The 17556-nt window shown below is 62.9% G+C and carries 18 protein-coding genes; 11 read left to right on the forward strand and 7 right to left on the reverse strand.

Annotated features, from left to right (window positions below):
* The first annotated feature begins 25 nt into the window (after window positions 1-25).
* Together epsC and RMN99_RS06160 are read left to right on the forward strand one after the other, a co-directional pair.
* Window positions 26-742, forward strand: a complete 717-nt coding sequence (gene epsC, locus RMN99_RS06155; RefSeq protein WP_309622422.1) for a serine O-acetyltransferase EpsC — start codon at window positions 26-28, stop codon at window positions 740-742.
* Complete coding sequence (locus RMN99_RS06160; RefSeq protein WP_309622423.1) at window positions 739-1086, forward strand: DUF2794 domain-containing protein; 348 nt, start codon at window positions 739-741, stop codon at window positions 1084-1086. The genes epsC and RMN99_RS06160 overlap by 4 nt, the downstream gene beginning before the upstream one ends.
* Here RMN99_RS06160 and RMN99_RS06165 read toward each other — a convergent pair.
* The 4 genes from RMN99_RS06165 to RMN99_RS06180 form a co-directional block, all read right to left on the reverse strand.
* Window positions 1083-1739, reverse strand: a complete 657-nt coding sequence (locus RMN99_RS06165) for a DUF4328 domain-containing protein (RefSeq protein WP_309622424.1) — start codon at window positions 1737-1739, stop codon at window positions 1083-1085. The two genes, RMN99_RS06160 and RMN99_RS06165, sit on opposite strands and share 4 nt — an antisense overlap.
* Window positions 1740-1803: 64 nt before the next feature.
* Window positions 1804-2856: a hypothetical protein gene (locus RMN99_RS06170; RefSeq protein ID WP_309622425.1), complete on the reverse strand. Its 1053-nt coding sequence runs from the start codon at window positions 2854-2856 to the stop codon at window positions 1804-1806.
* Between the two features lie 241 nt (window positions 2857-3097).
* Window positions 3098-4012, reverse strand: coding sequence for an SDR family NAD(P)-dependent oxidoreductase (locus RMN99_RS06175; protein ID WP_309622426.1), 915 nt, complete (start codon window positions 4010-4012; stop codon window positions 3098-3100).
* Window positions 4013-4191: 179 nt separating this feature from the next.
* On the reverse strand, window positions 4192-4848 hold the full coding sequence (locus RMN99_RS06180; protein WP_309622427.1) for an HAD-IA family hydrolase: 657 nt from the start codon (window positions 4846-4848) through the stop codon (window positions 4192-4194).
* 62 nt (window positions 4849-4910) lie between these two features.
* Here RMN99_RS06180 and glmU point away from each other — a divergent pair, with 62 nt between their 5' ends.
* The 7 genes from glmU (at window position 4911) to RMN99_RS06215 (ending at window position 12469) form a co-directional block, all read left to right on the forward strand.
* The gene (gene glmU, locus RMN99_RS06185) at window positions 4911-6272 is read left to right on the forward strand and encodes a bifunctional UDP-N-acetylglucosamine diphosphorylase/glucosamine-1-phosphate N-acetyltransferase GlmU (protein ID WP_309622428.1); all 1362 of its coding nucleotides are present in this window, start codon (window positions 4911-4913) and stop codon (window positions 6270-6272) included.
* A 5-nt stretch (window positions 6273-6277) separates the two neighbouring features.
* Window positions 6278-7219 (forward strand): hypothetical protein, encoded by a 942-nt coding sequence (locus tag RMN99_RS06190; protein ID WP_309622429.1) that lies wholly within the window; start codon window positions 6278-6280, stop codon window positions 7217-7219.
* A 26-nt stretch (window positions 7220-7245) separates the two neighbouring features.
* Window positions 7246-7500 carry a ribbon-helix-helix domain-containing protein gene (locus RMN99_RS06195; RefSeq protein ID WP_309622430.1) on the forward strand — a complete coding sequence of 85 codons (255 nt, stop codon included), beginning with the start codon at window positions 7246-7248 and terminating at the stop codon, window positions 7498-7500.
* Window positions 7501-7503: 3 nt separating this feature from the next.
* Window positions 7504-7872 carry a type II toxin-antitoxin system VapC family toxin gene (locus RMN99_RS06200; RefSeq protein WP_309622431.1) on the forward strand — a complete coding sequence of 123 codons (369 nt, stop codon included), beginning with the start codon at window positions 7504-7506 and terminating at the stop codon, window positions 7870-7872.
* A 13-nt stretch (window positions 7873-7885) separates the two neighbouring features.
* Window positions 7886-9709, forward strand: a complete 1824-nt coding sequence (glmS, locus tag RMN99_RS06205) for a glutamine--fructose-6-phosphate transaminase (isomerizing) (RefSeq protein ID WP_309622432.1) — start codon at window positions 7886-7888, stop codon at window positions 9707-9709.
* Window positions 9710-9734: 25 nt separating this feature from the next.
* Window positions 9735-10013 (forward strand): hypothetical protein, encoded by a 279-nt coding sequence (locus tag RMN99_RS06210; protein ID WP_309622433.1) that lies wholly within the window; start codon window positions 9735-9737, stop codon window positions 10011-10013.
* Window positions 10014-10120: 107 nt separating this feature from the next.
* Entirely contained in the window at window positions 10121-12469 is a 2349-nt protein-coding gene (locus RMN99_RS06215) for an EAL domain-containing protein (protein ID WP_309622434.1), read from the forward strand.
* On the opposite strand, the gene purQ is transcribed toward RMN99_RS06215, so the two are convergent.
* From purQ to RMN99_RS06230, 3 genes are all read right to left on the reverse strand, one after another.
* The gene (gene purQ / locus RMN99_RS06220; RefSeq protein ID WP_309622435.1) at window positions 12466-13143 is read right to left on the reverse strand and encodes a phosphoribosylformylglycinamidine synthase subunit PurQ; all 678 of its coding nucleotides are present in this window, start codon (window positions 13141-13143) and stop codon (window positions 12466-12468) included. The genes RMN99_RS06215 and purQ overlap by 4 nt on opposite strands.
* Entirely contained in the window at window positions 13140-13376 is a 237-nt protein-coding gene (purS, locus tag RMN99_RS06225) for a phosphoribosylformylglycinamidine synthase subunit PurS (protein ID WP_309622436.1), read from the reverse strand. The genes purQ and purS overlap by 4 nt, the downstream gene beginning before the upstream one ends.
* A gap of 87 nt (window positions 13377-13463) precedes the next feature.
* Entirely contained in the window at window positions 13464-14144 is a 681-nt protein-coding gene (locus RMN99_RS06230) for a response regulator transcription factor (protein ID WP_309622437.1), read from the reverse strand.
* A gap of 192 nt (window positions 14145-14336) precedes the next feature.
* On the opposite strand from RMN99_RS06230, the gene RMN99_RS06235 reads away from it, so the two are divergent.
* A complete protein-coding gene (locus RMN99_RS06235; protein ID WP_309622438.1) occupies window positions 14337-14864 on the forward strand; it encodes a hypothetical protein in 528 nt (175 codons plus the stop codon).
* Window positions 14865-15047: 183 nt separating this feature from the next.
* On the forward strand, window positions 15048-17507 hold the full coding sequence (locus tag RMN99_RS06240) for a TonB-dependent receptor (RefSeq protein WP_309622439.1): 2460 nt from the start codon (window positions 15048-15050) through the stop codon (window positions 17505-17507).
* Window positions 17508-17556 lie beyond the last annotated feature (49 nt).

Consider the following 17556-nt stretch of genomic DNA (forward strand, 5'->3'; position numbering starts at 1 on the left):
CGACGCGTGGGACAAGGAGGGCACGATGCTGGAAGAACTGACCCGTTATCTGGATTCCGTGGTGGCCCGCGATCCCAGCCCGCGTTCGCGCTGGGAAGTTATGCTCTATCCTGGCGTCTGGGCGCTTGGCCTGCACCGTGTGGCGCACTGGCTGTTTGAAGCCGAACTGTATTTCCCGGCCCGGGCGGTCAATCACATCAGCCGCTTTCTGACGGCAATTGATATCCATCCCGGCGCGAAGATCGGACGCAATTTCTTCATCGACCACGGCTTCGTGGTGATCGGCGAAACGGCGGAGATTGGCGATAACGTCACCATGTACCAGGGCTCTACCCTGGGCGGGACAAACCCGACCAACGGTGTTGGCGGCAAACGCCACCCGACGCTCGGCGACGATGTGATCGTCAGCCTGGGCGCGGCGATCCTTGGCCCGCTGATGATCGGCAAGGGCGCACGGATCGGCGCCAATGCGGTGGTCACCAGGGATGTGCCCGAAGGCGCGACGATGGTCGGCATTCCGGCCAAATCGACCTTGGTTGAGGTCAATTCGGAGACGCAGAACTTCGTGCCCTATGGCACCCCGTGCAGCGAACGGTTTGATCCGGCGACGCAAAAGCTGGAACTGCTGCAATGCGAAATGCTGGCGATGCAGCTACGGCTCAACAGCCTGCTGGAAGAACGCGACGCTAAAGCCGCCAAGCAAAGTTCGGCACGCAAGCGGTCGGGGACGAAGCAGGCTTGAGCGCGGTCGTCACGCCCTTTCCCACACCGGCAGCACGCGCGGCGCAGGTGGGATTGGAACGGACCGAACTGCTGCGCATCCTCGATCTCTACGGGCGGATGGTCGCGGCGGGCGAATGGCGTGACTATGCGATGGATTTCACCCGCGACGCGGCCGTCTTCTCCGCTTTTCGCCGCGCGGCAGAGCGCCCCGCCGTACGGATTGAAAAACGGCCCGCATTGCACACCAAGCAGGGCATGTGGGCGCTATACGGTGAGGCCGGGCAGGTTCTGAAGCGCGGCCACGAACTGGCCGGTGTGCTGTTTCCGCTCGAACGCAAGCTCCTCAAAGTGGTCGAGGGCTAGGCGAAGGTATTGCCCACCGCCACCACCGTCTGCTGGGCACGGGTGATTGCGCCGACGATCTGCAGCAAAAGCCAGGATGATGCAGCCAGCAGCGCACTGGCAAAGGCAAAGCCGGCCGAATTTGTGCCCGGCGGGGTCAGGATTTCCAGGTTGCTGAAGCGATCGACCAGGGCGAAGGCAGTCAGCGTGGTCATGATCACGATCCCCACGACATAGCAGGTCCACCAGGCATTGATCTTGTCGACGCTCTGGTCCGCGAACCAGACCTCTTCGCCGTGGCTGCGGTTCCACAGCTGACGCATCGCGCCCTTGGGCAGGTAGAGGTTGGCGAAGGGCACCCACAGGCCAAGCGCGGCGCCCCACGGGCTGAACCGAAGTTCCTCCAGCCGGTCGGCATGAAGGTTGGCATGGGCGCGCCACATCCACAAAGTCAGCGTCAGCGCTGCGGGGATAAAGACGAGGGCGATGAACGAAGCGTAGAGCGGCAGGGTGAACAGATGCATCGAGAACCCTTCGCGCATCTCGCGTGCAGCCGTGTACAGCGAGAGGGCCGCCAGCACGCCAGTCACGGCCATGAACAGGGCCAGCAGCGCCTGGCACAGCAGGCCAAGTGCGCGCAACGATCCGGCATTGTGCTGATAATTAGATGCCAAAGAAATTCCCCCCGCAAGCGTGGCTTACGGGGGGAACCTAACAAGCTGCGTTGTGATGGCAAGTTCAGACGGAAAGCAGCACTCCGCGCGGCAGGCGGCTTTGCACCGAACCCGGCAGACGCTGCACCAGCGCAGAACGGATCGGGGTCCAGAAGGCCGACAGCGCGAGCAGCGCCGATCCGATCACAAGGCCCGTCAGTGCCACGTTGAGCTCTACCGCGCCGAACTGGCGGAACAGCAGGCTGAGCGCGATCAGCACATAGGCCAGCGCCGAAACCAGCAACGCGCGGCGATCAACCGCCAGCGCCACCATCCCCATGCCGATATAGATCGCCAGCACGCCCAGCGCCGATGCAGCGCCGATGTTCTCACCCTCGCTGACGCCCAGCCAGCCAAACAGCGGGTGGGCGATCATCGGCGCGGCCAGCAGATGCAGCCAGAAGGCCACGTCGCTGCGGCGGGTTTCGCGCTTGGGATCGGTCATGTCCCAGCGCATTGCGAAGGCGAAGATCGCGAGGCCTGCGATAAACACCAGCGGCAGGATCAGCGGCTCCGGATCGGTGTTGCCGGTAACCGACATCCAGCCCGATAGGACCAGCGCGAGGACCGTTCCGGCAACGCCGGCCGCACCGGCCGCAACGGTGATCGGCACCATGAAGCGGCGCCAGTGAATCCAGGCAGCTATCGCCGCCAGCAGCCCGATGCCGGCGCCGATCAGGCTGGCCGTGGCCTCTGACATCTGCGGTTCGGTCTCCGCCAGGAAGTGGATCGGCACCGCTGCCACGCCGCCGATGAAGGCGAGCAGCAGCACGATCGAAGGCAGAGCCATGCGCCGCTGCCGGGTAAAGAATTCAGCCAGCAGCCAGGCCGCGCCTGCTACCAGCAAACCCGGCACGCCCGGGCCGATCGCATCGCCGATGCCCGCAGCGGCGGCCAGCAGCAGGACGGCAGCGATGGTCACGAAGATGTCGTTGAAGCCGGTAATCAGGCGGAAATGTTCTTCATCCGCCACCGGGGCACTGCGCATGCCAGCAGCATGGGCACGAAAAGCTTCGGCCGCTTCGTGGCTGATCGCCCCGGCGCTGACCGCGCTTTGCAAGTCGTTTTCGGAATACATCGGGCATTCTCCCCTTCGAATGGTGAGGAGAATGCCTGAAGTGTATTAGTGTGTCAATACGGTGTAGCGACACAATCCGCGAGGTCCGCTCCATTTTGCGAAGCCAAATGGGGAGGTGGCAGACGCGAAGCGGCTGACGAAGGGGTTTCTGGGCAGGCCTTGATACCCCGCCGACAATCGCGGGCGCGAATGCCACCTCCCCATTTGTGGCATTCGCCAAAAATGGAGAGGACCTTTGCTGTCAGCCCAGACCGCCGATCTTGGCCAGCGCCGCCATCACCACCTGGCTCTGCTCACCGCCCGATTGGGGGACGATCTCGCCGGTGCGGTCGATGATCTGATCCCACACCGCGGCGATCCCTTCGGGGGTGCGCTCGTCCGCAGGCAGGGCGACGCCCGGGGTCAGCGTGATGTAGGCGGCGTGATAGGCGCCCGCGCCGGCGCCGCAGATCATGTTGGTCGGCGCGTCTTCGCTGACCAGATACAGCGCCATCGGGGCGACGTTTTCAGGGCTGAGCGCATGGAACAGCGCATCGGGCATGCCCAGATCTTCGGTCATCCGGGTGCCGGCGACCGGGGCCAGCGTGTTGACCCGGACGTTGTACTTCGCGCCTTCGAGCGCCAGCGTCTTGGTAAAGCCGGCCAGGCCCAGCTTGGCCGCGCCATAATTGGCCTGGCCGAAGTTGCCGAACAGCCCGGTCGAACTGGCGGTGTTGAGGATCCGGCCATAGGTCTGCTCGCGCATCATGTCCCATACCGCCTTGGTGCAGTTGGCGCTGCCGTTGAGGTGAACGTCGATCACCAGCTTCCAATCGGTCATGTCCATCTTGGCAAAGCTCTTGTCGCGCAGGATCCCGGCGTTGTTGATCAGCACGTGGACCCCGCCCCAGGCTTCCTTGGTCTTGGCGACCATTTCGGTCATCTGTTCGTATTCGGTCACCGAGCCGCCGTTCGACATCGCTTCGCCGCCGGCCGTCTTGATTTCCTCGACCACCTTCAGCGCGGCATCCGAATGGCCGGTGCCATCGCGGCTGCCGCCCAGATCGTTGACGACAACCTTGGCACCGCGCGCCGCCAGTTCGAGCGCATAGGCGCGGCCGAGGCCGCCGCCGGCCCCGGTGACAATCGCGACGCGATCTTTGAACGAAATGGTCATGCGCGTTTACTCCGCTGAAAAAGGTTGATCCCGCCATGTGTTATCGGGCGGGAAGCGGGCGCGGCATGGCACGGGGCGCGGGGGCTGGCAATATGCGGGCGTGCAGCGGCCTGTTCCCTAGCGTCAGGCGGGGCCAGGCTTGGGGACAAATGCGCGGGGCTGCGCGCGACTCGGGCTGGTCAGAGCCGGCGCAGCGCGGGTATCAGCGCATCAAAATGATCGATCACCGCATCCGCGCCCAATTCCTGTGGCGGTGCATCGCAAAAGCCAAAGCTGACCGCAACGCACGGCAGCCCTGCCGCCCGCGCCGCGCCGATATCGAAAGTGGTATCGCCAACAAAGGCCGCGCGCCCGCCGCCGCATGCCGCCACCATCGCGTGCAGGGCCTGCGGATCGGGCTTGAGCGCAAAGCGGCCCGCGCCGATGATGCTGGTGAAGCGGCCGCTCAGCCCCAGTTCGCCAAACAGCTTGCGTGCCATCGGCTCGCGCTTGTTGGTCACCACCGCCAGCTTGACCCCGGCGGCGGCCAGCGCATTCAGCATCTCTGCCGCGCCGGGATAGAGCGCGGTGTGGACCGCGATGTTGGCATCATAATAGGCCAGCAGTTCGCCGAACAGCCCGTCTTGATCGACCCCGTCAGCGCCGCCGGTCAGATCGAGAGCGCGGGCCAGCATGATCCGCGCGCCGCCGCCGATCAGCCCGGAGACGGCGGAATGCGGCACTGCTGCGCGCCCGGCCAATCCCAGCGCATGGTTCACCGCGGCACCCAGATCGCCCGAAGTATCGAGCAGGGTGCCGTCAAGATCGAAGCCGACGATATCAAAAGGAATGGTCATTGCCGCGCCCATCGCACGCACGTTGTGGAATCGGCAAGCATTTGGTGGCATGGGCATTAACCATGAGCGCTTCTACACCTCTCGCCATCGTCACGCTTGCTGCCGGCAAGGGCACCCGCATGAAAAGCGACCTGCACAAGGTCCTTCACCCGATCGCCGGGCGGCCGATGATCGAGCATTTGCTGGCCAGCGCAGCCGCGCTGAACCCGGCAAGGTCGGTGGTGGTGGCAGGACACGGGCGCGAGCAGCTTGAAGCGCAGTTGCACGGCCGTGCGGTGATCGCAGTACAGGACCCGCAGCACGGCACCGGCCATGCGGTGCAACAGGCCGAAGCCGCGCTGGCAGGCTTTGATGGTGATGTCCTGATCCTTTATGGCGACGTGCCGTTCGTCAGCGCGGCAACGCTGCGTTCGATGATCGAGCGGCTCCACGGTGCAGACAATCCCGCGGTGGTTGTTTTGGGCTTCGAACCCGCCGACACGCTCAGCTATGGCCGGGTGATTGCCGAAAACGGCCGGATCGCGAAGATGGTCGAGCACAAGGACGCCAGCGAGGCTGAACGCGCCTGTCGCCTGTGCAATTCAGGCTTGATGGCGGTGAGCAGCACCGATCTGTTCGGCCTGTTGGCGCGCGTCACCAATGATAACAGCCAGAGCGAATTCTACCTCGTCGACGTGGTCAACATTGCCAATGCCGATGGCCGGACCTGCGCGGTGGTGGTCACGCCCGATCCGCACGAAGTGGAAGGGATCAATTCCCGCGCCGAACTGGCCAGTGCCGAACACCGCTGGCAAAGCCGCCGCCGCAAGGCCGCAATGGACGAGGGCGCCAGCCTGATCGCGCCCGAAACGGTGTGGTTCGCCTGGGATACCAAGCTGGGCTGCGATGTGCTGATCGAACCCAACGTGTTTTTCGGCCCCGGTGTATCACTTGCCGATGGCGTAAAGATTCGCGCCAACTGCCATCTCGAAGGTTCTGTGGTGGGGGAGGGCTGCGAAGTCGGCCCCTTCGCCCGGCTGCGGCCCGGCACAGTGCTGGGCAAGAAGGCCAAGATCGGCAATTTCGTCGAGGTCAAGAAATCGGTGCTCGGCGATGGCGCCAAGGCCAATCACCTGACCTACATCGGCGATGCCGAAGTTGGCGCCGGGGCCAACATCGGCGCGGGCACGATCACCTGCAATTATGACGGCTACTTCAAATACAAAACGGTGATCGGCGAACGCGCCTTCATCGGCAGCAACTCCGCACTGGTCGCCCCGGTCAAGATCGGCGCGGACGCGATTGTCGGCGCAGGCAGCACCGTGACCCGCGATGTCGCCGCAGGTGAGCTCAGGATCGTGCGCGGAGAGCAGCTGGTCAAGCCCGGCTGGGCTGACCGGTTCCACGACGCGATGAAGAAGAAGAAAGCGGAGAAGAAGGGGTAATCCACTTGGCCAAACGGATCTTGCTTTTTGCAGCAATCGCGCTTGGCAGCTGCGCGACGTCTAGCACCATCCGGCTTGAACCTGCGCGTCTGGCGGATTGGACTCAGAGCTTGCGCGACAGCCAAAATGATGAGCCGTATCTTCTGGTATACCATAAAGGTAATCGCCGTCTGATCTTGGTCGCGGCGCAGCACGACAACGATCCTGCTGGCGCGACCTTCAGACTGGTTCGTTCGGCCTTCGACATATGGCCAGTCGACAGTGTGATTGTCGAAGGTGCGGCAAGCGATGCAGGCCCCAATTCGCTATCGCTCATGGCACTGGCCGACGAACCGCTTAATGCCGAAAAGCAACAGCCCGGGGGCGAGACCGTCCCCGCCATACAAGGCGCTAGGCGGGTTGGGGCCAAGGTTTGGGGCGGCGAAGCGAATGACACGGATGTGTTACGACTGGCACAGGCAAATGGCATCGAGCAGGCAGATGTCCTGGGCTTCTATGTGTTGCGGGTGATTCCACAATGGTTGCGCGATGGAACGCTTTCCGGAGTTCGCGATGCCAAGCTACCGGGACTTGTCGATCGGCAACTCGCGCGTAGCCTGCGCGGTCTCGGTATGGCTGCCGCGCCATTTTCCGATTTTGGCGGCTGGGCCGAATGGTATCGCAGGACCAACGGAAAGCTAATCGGCGATGGCCTGGATATCGAGGAAGTTGGCCCACTGTCCGATGGCCCGTGGCCAAGCAACCGTATTGCCTGGTCGATCTCCAAAGCCCGGGATTCGCATTTGCTGAAAGTGATTGAGGGTCAACTGTTCGAGGCCAAATCGGTGGTTGTGGTGTTCGGAGGAAGTCATGCTGCAATCCTTCAACCTGCGCTCAATGCCGGTCTGGGCCGACCCTGCTACTTTGGCTCCGATTTTGCTGCAGCCCGAGCAATGTGCTTGACATGATATCATGATATGATATCAGTATATCAATGACTCGCATTCTCGCCGATCTGCCCGAAGAAGACGTCAAGTGGCTTGACCAGCTTGCCAATGAGCAGGGCAAGTCGCGCGCCTCGGTGTTGCGTGAGGCGGTGAGCGCTTACAAGGCGCAGTCGCCGGCGCAGGGCAACAAGAGCTGGATCCAGCGCGGGCGGGGCTATTGGAAAGATCGCAAGGATATCGGCGACGGTCTCGAATTTCAGCAGGCAATCCGTGAGGATCGCACACCCTACGAAGACCTGTAAGAGGTGTCCGATCCGTTTTTCGATTCCAACATCGTGATCGACTGGCTGAACGATTCTCAGGCCGCGACGAGTGAGCTTGAGCGTTATCCGCGCCACCGCATCAGCCGGATCGTCTGGACCGAAGTTCTGGCGGGCGAACCGCTCGAAAGCCGCGACAAGGTTCAACGCCTGATCGCGCCATTCGAGGTCGTTGAACTCGATACGCGGATCGCAATGGCTGCGGCAGACATTCGCTATCGGATGCGGATCAAATTGCTCGACGCGTACATCTTTGCGACTGCGCAGGTAAACGGCTCGATTCTCGTAACCCGAAACACAAAGGATTTCCCGGCGCAAATGCCGGGGATCAGGGTCCCTTACATAACTCCTTAGAAAGAAGAAACGGATGTGCGGCATTATCGGCATCGTCGGCAAGGAAGAGGTCGCGGACCGTCTGGTCGATGGGCTTCGGCGGATGGAGTATCGCGGCTATGACAGCGCCGGGGTTTGCACCGTTCATGAAGGCCAGCTGATCCGCCGCCGCGCGCCGGGCAAGCTGATCGGGCTGGTGCGCGAACTGGCGCGCGATCCGGCGCCCGGCACCACCGGGATCGCCCACACCCGCTGGGCCACCCACGGTGCGCCAACCGCGGCCAATGCTCACCCGCATGCCACCGCAAAGCTGGCGCTGGTCCACAACGGGATCATCGAGAATTTTCGCCAGTTGAAGGATGCGCTGTCCGCACGCGGGCGGACTTTTGAAAGCGATACCGATAGCGAGGTGGTCGCCCACTTGCTGTCCGAACAGGTTGAGGCCGGCAAAAGCCCGGAAGAGGCGGTCAAGGCTACGCTACCGCAGCTGCGCGGAGCGTTCGCGCTGGCGATCGCGTTCAAGGACTATCCCGATATGCTGATCGGCGCGCGGCTCGGCTCGCCGCTGGTGGTGGGCTATGGGGAGGGGGAAACCTACCTTGGGTCCGATGCGCTGGCGCTCGCGCCGCTGACCCAGCAGATCGCCTATCTCGATGAAGGCGACTGGGTGGTGATCACCCGCGATGGCGCAAAGATTTTCGATAAGGACAACAATCCCGTCACGCGCGAGATCACCACCTCGGGCGCATCCGCCGCCGAGATCGAGAAGGGCAATTACCGCCACTTCATGCAGAAGGAGATTTTCGAGCAGCCGACCGTGGTGGCGCAAACTTTGCGCAGCTACATCCGCCAGGTCGATCAGACCGTTGCGTTGCCGCAGTTCGATTTTGATCTCTCCAGCATCAACCGCGTCACCATCGTCGCCTGCGGGACCAGTTATTACGCCGGGATGGTCGCCAAGTACTGGTTCGAACAGTTCGCGCGGCTGCCGGCCGACATCGATTTCGCTTCCGAGTTCCGTTACCGCGAACCGGTGATGGAAGCGGGCGGCCTCTCGCTGTTCATCTCGCAAAGCGGCGAGACTGCCGATACCCTGGCCGCGCTGCGGCACTGCAAAACGCAGGGGCAGACGATTGCGGTGGTGGTCAACGTGCCGACAAGTTCGATGGCGCGCGAGGCCGATCTGCTGCTGCCCACCCACGCCGGTCCCGAAATCGGTGTGGCCAGCACCAAGGCCTTCACTTGCCAGTTGGCTGTGCTGGCTGCACTTGCCGCGCACATGGCGGTGAAGCGCGGGCTGATGGACCGGGCCGAGGAAGCCGAGGTGGTCAAGCACCTGCTCGAAGCGCCCGCCAGCCTCAACGCTGCGCTGGCCCACGATGACGAGATCGCGGCGATGGCGCACTTGATCGCACCGGCCCGCGATGTGCTCTATCTGGGCCGCGGGCAGGACTATCCGCTGGCGTTGGAAGGCGCGCTAAAACTGAAAGAAATAAGCTACATACACGCAGAAGGTTATGCTTCGGGTGAAATGAAGCACGGGCCGATTGCGCTGATCGACGAAGCGGTGCCGGTGATCGTTCTGGCGCCTTCTGGGCCGCTGTTTGAAAAGACCGTATCGAACATGCAGGAAGTGCGCGCGCGCGGCGGCAAGGTGGTGCTGATCAGCGACAAGGCCGGGCTCGATGAAGCGGGCGAGGGCTGCCTTGCGACGATCGAGATGCCCAAGGTCCACCCGCTGATCGCGCCGCTGGTCTATGCCGTACCGGTGCAGCTGCTGGCCTATCACGTCGCCTGCGTCAAAGGCACTGACGTTGACCAGCCGCGCAATCTGGCCAAGTCGGTGACGGTCGAGTAACCTCTCGCCGGGTGGGAGATGAACGATGCTGGTGGTTGTCTTTGTGGTCCTGTTCGTGTTGCCGCTCGTTCTGCTGTTGCCGCTGTTTTATCACCGCATGATCGCGGTGCGTGATGGGACACAGTCGCGGCTTGAAACCGATCCCGAACCGGTGCCGACATTCACGCCTTATGTTGACGAAGTTCGCGGCCAGGACGGGCTGATTTACGCCAAATCCATGGATTTCGATCCCAGCTTGTCCTCGGCCGACAAGCGCGCGGCGGAACTGCCCGATATCAATCAGACGCTGCAGGGCAAGCGCTGACGATCCCCGCCAAAGGCCCAAAGAACAGGGCTCCAGTCCAGATAGCCCCGGCGTGCTTTACGCGCTGCTAACGTTTGCCCGTTATGTCCCGGCGGGTGACCGATCCAATGCAACAATCCACCATCTTGCCCAAGGCATTGCCCGTAATGGCGGTGCTGGGCCTTGCAGAGCCCGCGGCCAACGGCGAATGGGAACGGCTGCGCGGATTGCAGTATTCCAGCCTGGCACGCGTGACGATAACGCGGATCGTGGCGCATGTCGTCGCCGCCCTGGCAACAATCGGGATCTATTTTAGCGCGATCCATCCGGCCGCGCTGGCCGGCTGGTTCATCGCGATGTGCGGCAGCCTCTATTACGGGGCGACGATCGACAAGGCCCTGATCGACGTGGACCGGCGGCGCATTTCGCGCGACGAGGTCAACAAGCAGACAATGTCGGCGGTGATCAACGCGTTGGTCTGGGTCGTGCCGCTGGCCGGCTTCCTGCCGTTCGGCGATTCGACCCAGAGCCTGGAACTGTGGGCCGTGGTCGGCGTGGTGATGGCAGCTGGTGCGGTAATGCTGCCGGCGGTCCCGCTGGCCAACCTGGTCTTCGCCGGGATCGTTGGTTCGGGCTCGCTTGCCAGCTTCGCCTTTGCCGGGAACTACGTGATGGCGCTGCTGGCCACGCTGTTTGGCGGGGTGGTGGCGATGGGCGTGATCGGCAATGCCCGCTCGTTCCTGATCGCGCGGATCGCCGAAAGCGCGATGGCTGAAAAGAACGAAGTGGTGTCGATGCTGCTGCGCGAATTCGAGGAAAACGAAGCCGATTGGCTGTGGCAGATCGATACAGCGCGGCGGGTCCGCGCGATCAGCCCGCGCTTTGCTTATGCGCTGGGCGTTGCGCCCGAAGATATCGATGGCAAGCCGTTTATCCAGCTGATTGCCGGCCCGGCGTGGGAAACCGGGCAGTTCCCGTCGAGCCTCCACGATCTGGCCGAACGGTTGAAGCGCCGCGAGAGCTTTTCCAACCTGCTGGTGCGCGTCAACATCAACAACCAGCAGCGCTGGTGGGAAATTTCGGGCACCCCCAAGCTGACCGACAGCGGTTCCTTCGATGGCTTCCGCGGGGTCGGTTCGGATGTTACCGAACAGCGCGAATCGAGCGAAAAGATCGCGCACATGGCGCGCTTCGATACGCTGACCGGCCTGCCCAACCGCATGATGGTCACCGAAGCGCTGGGCGAAGCCATGCGCTATGCCGATCAATGGCGCACCCGCTGTGCCTTCCTGATGATTGATCTCGACCGGTTCAAGGCGATCAACGATACGCTGGGGCATCTGGTCGGCGATCAGCTACTGGCGCGCGTCTCGGAACGGCTCAAGAGCCTGGTCACCGACAACGAATTGTGCGGCCGTCTGGGCGGCGACGAATTCGCCGTGGTGATCCGCGATGCGTCCGATCACAACCGGGTCATCCGTGTCGCCGAACTGGTGATCGAGCTGCTCTCGCGGCCCTATGAGGTTGATCACCACACGCTGTATATCGGTGCCTCGGTCGGTTCGGCGATCGGCCCGCGCGATGGTACGACTGTGGAAACGCTGATGCGCAATGCCGATCTTGCGCTCTACCGGTCCAAGGAAGAAGGCGGCGGCCAGCACTTTGGCTATGAGCCGGCGCTCCATGCCCTGGCCGAGGAACGCCGCAAGCTGGAGTTTTCACTGCGCCAGGCGCTGGAACGCAACGAATTCGTGCTGCATTACCAGCCGGTCGTCGATGCCAAGGACGAAACGATCGTCAGCTTCGAAGCGCTGCTGCGCTGGAACAGTGCCGACCACGGCCTGGTCAGCCCGGCCAAGTTTATTCCGCTGGCCGAAGATACCCGCCTGATCGTGCCGATCGGCAAATGGGTGCTGCGCGAAGCCTGCCGCGAGGCGACCCGCTGGCCCAATAACGTCAAGGTGGCCGTCAACGCTTCGGGCGAACAGCTGCTTGATCCCGGCTTCGTTGCAACCGTGGTCGAAGCGCTGAGCGATAGCGGGCTGTCGGCGCACCGGCTTGAAATCGAAGTGACCGAGTCAATTTTCGTGCGCGATGCCACCACCGCGCGCAACGCGCTGGAGCAGATCATGGCGCTGGGCTGCGGGATTGCGCTTGACGATTTCGGCACCGGCTATTCCAGCCTGGCCTATATCCGCAACCTGCGCTTCTCGACGATCAAGGTTGATCGCAGCTTCGTCCAAGGGGCGGCCACCGGCGCGCCCGAAAGCCTGGCGATCATCCGCGCCGTGGTTGCAATGGCGGAAAGCCTTGAGATGTCGACCACGGCCGAAGGCGTTGAAACCGAGCACGAGCTTGAAGTGATCCGCCAGCTTGGTTGCCGCAAGATCCAGGGCTATTACTTCGGGCGCCCGATGCCGTCTGCCGAAGCCCGCGCGCTGTTCCAGCACGCCAACCTGAACCGCGCCTCGGCTTAAACCGACACCAGCCCTTTTACCACGCTTTGAAATAGCGCGCGGCCGTCGCTGCCGCCATGCGCGGTTTCGATCATCCGCTCGGGGTGAGGCATCATGCCCAGCACGTTGCCCGCCTGATTCAGGACGCCGGCGATCCGGCGCGCCGATCCGTTGATTTCACCGGCATAGCGGAACGCCACCCGGCCTTCGCTTTCAAGCCGGTCGAGCGTGGCATTATCGGCGAAATAGTTGCCATCATGGTGCGCTACCGGGATCGTGATCTGCTGGCCGGCTTCATAGCCTGCGGTAAACAGGCTCTGGTTGTTTTCGACCGTCAGCGCCACCTCGCGGCAGACGAAATTCATCCCCGCATTGCGCAGCAGCGCGCCGGGCAACAGCCCGCTTTCGGTGAGGACCTGGAAGCCGTTGCACACGCCCAGCACCGGCACCCCGCGCGCCGCCGCATCGATCACCGCCTGCATGATCGGGCTGCGCGCTGCCATGGCGCCCGAACGCAGGTAATCGCCATAGGAAAAGCCGCCGGGCAAGGCGATGAAATCAAGCCGGTCGGGCAAGCTCGCATCGCCGTGCCATACCCGCAGGGTTTCGCCGCCGCAGATCTGCTCGATCGCGACCGCCATGTCGCGGTCGCAGTTCGATCCCGGAAAGGTGATGACCGCGGCGCGGAAGGTCATGCCGCAAGTCTTTCGATGCGGTAGTTTTCGATCACCATGTTGGCCAGCAGCTGCTTGCACATGGTCTCAAGATCGGCGTTGGAAACAGTGTCTTCGACATCGAGTTCGATCATCTTGCCGGCGCGGACATCGTTGACGCCGGTGATGCCAAGCCCTTCGATCGCGTGGTGGATGGCCCGGCCTTGCGGGTCGAGCACCCCGTTCTTGAGGCTGACGAATACGCGGACCTTCATGGGGCAACCTTTCGGTGGTGCTGGAATATGCGCGCGCCTATGCCCGCACAGGCGCTCTGGGGCAAGGGCCAGCGTGGCCCCGCCGCGTCAACTCTCCACCGAATCCATCACATAGCCCAGCGAACGCACCGTACGCAGCGGATCGGGCGCGCCTGCGGCGATCAGCGCCCGGCGCAACCGCCCGACCCAGACGTCGACCGTCCGGTCGTCGATCGCCCCGTCTTCCTTGCCAAGCTGCGCGATCAACGCAGCGCGGCTGAACACCTGATCGCGGTTCTGGATGAAATGCGCCAGCAAGCGGAATTCGTTGGGCCGCATCGTCACCAGAGCGCCACCAACCCGCACCTGATGCGCGGCTGGATCCAGCGTGATCGCGCCATTGGCGAGGCGGTTGGGGCGTGACGGGGAACCGGTGCTGTGCGGGCCTTCGACCCGTTCGATCAGCCGCGCCGCATCGAGCGGACCGGTCAGATAATCATCGGCCCCGGCCTGCAAGGCACGGCGACGAGCTTCGCTGTCGGGTTCGTCGAGCACCATGGTGATGTGCGCGGTGCGGGTCAGCGGGGCTTCGCGCAGGCGGCGGCACATTTCGAGCCCCGACATCGTCTCACCCAGCCAATCGACAAAACCCCACAAGGTGCCCTGAACGGGTTCGCGGGGTGGACCATCGCGCAGCGCCACCAGCCGCCAATCGGGCCGTTGACGGGCAAGGTCACCCATCAGGCGATCGCCGGGTGCGGTAACGAGCAGGGTCAGGTCAGAAGTCATGTCAGGCAGGCCTGGTTTCGCGAATGCGGCAATAATGCGCGCGTCACGTGACGGTTTGATGATGGAAATATGACAGATTGAATTCGCGGTCGCCGCGCCGTGAGATGTCATCAATAGGTCATATGATTGTCACCAAAATCCGCATGAAATGGTGCACCGCAAGGCGTAAGCTGCTGATTGAGGAGCTTGCCAATGCCTAGGTGGTTGCGAACATTGCTGCTTTGCGCGCTCGCGCTGGTTGCCGCGCCGGCGCTGGCCGACAAGCTGGTGTTCGATCACCGCCTGGTCTCTGCGCTCAAGGCGGTGCTCGACGCGGGCGACCCCGCGATGATTTCGTACGACGACCGTAATCCCCGCAACGTAGTCGACGTGATCGCCGTGCGCGGCAAATCGGCACAGGATTGGCAAGAAGCGCTGATCATTATTGCGCGAATGCCCGATCGCAGGATTGCCACCGCCGCCGATTGGGTAGCGCAATTGCAGCGCGATGCGGCGAAGAAGTGTCCCGCCAAGTTCACCGTGCTGGCGCAGGATGCCAATTCGGTCACCTTTGAACGCCGCTCCACCGGTTGCCCGTCCGGCTATCCGCCAGTCGCTTTGTACCGGGTGGTGGCAGGCAAGCCGTCGTTGTTCCTGCTGGCGGCCATGACCAAGACCGATTTCAGCCCGGCTGCGCGCAGCGAATGGCTGGCGATGATGGCTTCGACGCACCTCGAATAACCCGGCGCAGCGGCACCGCTGTCACAAAGCGGTCGTGATACTGTCGGCAATCCTACGCACGAGCGACACACACCCAGCCTAGTCGGATGGCGAGGGTGGCCGGGGGGCGATTCGCCGCAAGGGCGATCCCAGCCCGGCCTTTCACTCGATCGCAAAACGCTAACTGTTTTCAGGGAAAACCAGATGATCCGCATTTCTGCCCGCTCGTCCGCCTCGCTTGCCGTTATGGCTATCGCGCTGGGCCATGCCGCATCGGCGCTCGCCGCCGTTACCGTGACCGATGAGGGTGTCACTGTCGATGGTGCAAGTGCTGCCCCTGACGCCCCGCAAACCACCGACGCCAGCGATGCCTCGCCCGAAAACGCCGGCAATACCAGCGGCGATATCGGGCTGACCGACATCGTCGTCACCGCGACCAAGCGTGAAACCAACCTGCAGCGCACCCCGATCTCGATTTCGGTGATCGGCGGCGAAGACATCAAGCAGCGCCACGTGCAGAGCCTGCTTGATCTTGGCGATGGCTCAATCCCGTCACTACGCGTCGCGACCTACGAATCGCGGCAGACCGCGCTGACCGTCGGCATCCGCGGCATCGTGCCCGGCGATGCCAACCAGCCCGCGCGCGAACCGGGCGTGGGCGTCTATATTGATGGCATCTATCTGGCGCGCCAGCACGGCCTGAACGCCGCGCTGTTCGAAGTCGAACGGATCGAAGTGCTTAAGGGGCCGCAAGGCACCCTGTTCGGGCGCAACACCGAAGGCGGCGCGGTCAGCCTGATCAGCAAGGCACCCACCGGCGAATTCGGCGGCCGCATGAAAGCGGGTTTCGGCAACTATGGCAGCTACAATGCCGGCCTGCACCTCAACTTGCCCGAAGTGGCTGGTGTTTCGTTTAAGCTGGACGGCGTAATCAGCCACCAGAACCCGACGGTGCGCAACCCGCTTGAAGGGCAGACCGGGTGGAACCAGTACCACCGTTTTGGCGGGCGCATCTCCGCACGCTGGAAGCCGAGCGACACCTTCACTGCTGACTTCGCCTATGACACCAGCCGCGACGAGAACACGCCGTTCTATAGCCAGCTGCTCAATTTCAACCCGGATGGCTATCCGGTGGCAACGCTGGCCGAAATTCAGGCTAATTCGAATCAGCTGCCGCCGGGCAAGATCGCGCCGCTTCCGGGTATGGTTGTGGTCACCGGTCAGCGCATGGACATCGCCGATATTGGCGTTCCGCAAAATACCAGCCTTGGCAAAACCAAGGGCTTTTCCAGCAACCTGCGCTTGAAGGTGGGCGACGGGATCGAACTGCGCGCAATTACGGCGTGGCGCACGGTCGATTCGGAACAGTGGGACAATTCGGGCGGCGCGCACCGCAGCCCGTCGTTCCTGCCCAGCCAGTCGTTCAGCCGCTACTCGCTCTCGTTCCTCGATGCGCGCCAGTTCAGCCAGGAATTGCAGGCGGTGGGCAGCCTGGGCAGCGTCGATTACGTGGTCGGGCTCTACTATTTCAACGAGCGGGCCGAAGAAGTGGCGGCAAATCCCAACACCAACCAGTGGAATTCCACCGGCACCAACTACATCATCCGCGATGCGATGACCTGGCAGCGTTCGGCGCTGTCGATCTCGCGCGCCAGCTTTGCCAATTCGAAAAGCTATGCCGCCTTTGGCCAGATGACCTGGACCCCGGGCGGGATGCAAAACCTCCACATCACACTGGGCGGGCGCTACACCCGCGACAAGAAGAGCGGCGATCTCTACAAGCTCAACAACGTAGCTTCAACGTTCCCGTTCACGTTTTCGTACAACCGGTTCGATCCGCTGGCGATTGTAGCCTGGGACGCAGCTGACGGGATTAATGTCTACGCCAAGTACTCAACCGGCTACCGCGCGGGCGGAGCGAGCTCGCGCTCGGCAATCTACCGCACCTTTGGTCCGGAATCGGTGCGGGCCTACGAAGTCGGTTTCAAGACCGAGTTCTTGGATCGCCGGGTGCGCTTCAACGTCGCCGGATACATCATGAATCGCTATGACAGCCAGTTCGATTTCGATTTTTATCTCATCCAAACCAACGGCACTGTTCGCCACACACTTGATACCGTGAATGCAGCCGGGGTGACCAAGATCCGCGGGATCGAGGCCGACCTGACTGTGCGCCCGACTGACACCCTGTCGTTCGGGGTGTCATATGCCTATACCTACTGGAAGGTGCCACCAACACCGAACCCGCTGGTGGTCGGCAACCCGCTGCAACCGCTGTTCCTGGTCTACACGCCGCCGCATGCGCTGTCGGGCAATCTTGACTATGCACAGCCGCTGAGCGGATCCAGCAACATGGCGCTGAAGCTGCATGTCGATGCCAACTATTCGGCCCCGCATTACAGCTTCGATAACGAGCCGGTGCTGGTGGATAAGAGCTTTCTGGTAAATGCGCGGCTGTCGATCGCGGATATCCCGATGGCCGATGGCGGGCAGACGCTGACGGTTGCGCTGTGGTCGCGCAACCTGCTCAATGAACAGCACATCTATCGCCGTTCGAACGCCAACCGCGTCCCGATCGACGGCAACTTCCGCACTGTCGTGGGCGACTACGCCAACTTCAACGCGCCGCGTACCTTCGGGATCGAAGCTATCCTGAGCTTCTGATCGCTGGATGTCTCCCACCCTTGCGGGGCGAACCGGAGGGCCGGTTCGC

It is taken from the genome of Novosphingobium sp. (assembly GCF_031417815.1).
Lineage (GTDB): Bacteria > Pseudomonadota > Alphaproteobacteria > Sphingomonadales > Sphingomonadaceae > Novosphingobium.